This window comes from Adonisia turfae CCMR0081 (assembly GCF_011009555.1).
Lineage (GTDB): Bacteria > Cyanobacteriota > Cyanobacteriia > Phormidesmidales > Phormidesmidaceae > Leptothoe > Leptothoe turfae.
Map to the genome: position 1 here is coordinate 139,484 of NZ_QXHD01000004.1, position 1,066 is coordinate 140,549.

Genomic DNA, 1,066 nt, shown 5'->3' on the forward strand with positions numbered 1-1,066 from the left:
ACCGACAATCCGTTATAAGGCACGTTCCACACTAGCTTGCGCCAACGGGCCATAAACAAATCTTCGGTGACATCTATGGGAATCTTTGCTCCACGGAAGTCATCGGCAATTTCCATCATCGTGGTTGTAAGTTCTCGCTGTTGATTTTTCCCACTGTAGGCTCCGAGCTGAATTTTTCCGTAATCCAGGTGATGAATGTGACCTGACTCGACCTTGTTAGAACAGATAAAACAAAGGCCTCCCATAATCTGTTGTGGTGACACCAGTTGGGCAATATCTTCTTCAATGCCTAGGCCATTTTGTAAGGTGAGTATTACTGCGCCCTCACGCATCGGTGGCATTAGCTCTGTAAGGCGATGATTTTGTGTTGTTTTTAAGGCAATAACAACAACATCTACCGGTGGCATATCTGCTGGGCTATTGTATGCATTTACCTGGGGCAGTGTGATATCACCATCGACAGATTCCACCAATACGCCGTATTTTTTTACATGCTCATAGTCGCTACGCAACAGAAAATTCACATCACAGCCGCTTTGCTGTAATCGTGCTCCGTAATAACCGCCAATGGCCCCTGTGCCAATGATGACATAGCGTTTAGCCGACATCCTTCCCTACTCCGATGTATCATGCCCATCAATTGTACGGGGCAAACTGAGATCTCTGCCGTTGCTGATTTAGACGATGAATCGCCCCGTAAAACTTGCCAGCAACCTAGATTGGGCGGGTTGAAACATACCGCAGATCAGCAATGGTAGATTTTTCTTGGTTGTGGTGTTCGAGTATTCGATTGTTCGACAAAAACTGCCTCTCAAAAACAGAGTTAGACCTTAATGCCATACTACAGCCGCTATGTTTTTGGTTTAGGCGTTGTGTGTGGTGATGTTTTGGTCGGGTTTACCATTGACAGAATGGATAGCATTGATAAATAGATAAAAATCTATTGTCATTATTTGTTTTTTATTGAGTTTTGTTTACATATAGCGTTCCTATTTGATTGGTGAGAATGTTCCATACATATGCATTTTGGGAAAGTCAAAGAGTTCCAGGGCACAAAACTGCTCAA

At 43.7% G+C, this 1,066-nt stretch carries 1 protein-coding gene; it reads right to left on the minus strand.

Annotated elements, in window-relative coordinates; genetic code table 11:
• On the minus strand, positions 1 to 608 hold a 608-nt coding region (locus DXZ20_RS04890), incomplete at its 3' end, for a 2-dehydropantoate 2-reductase (protein ID WP_163703398.1).
• Positions 609 to 1,066: the final 458 nt, after the last annotated feature.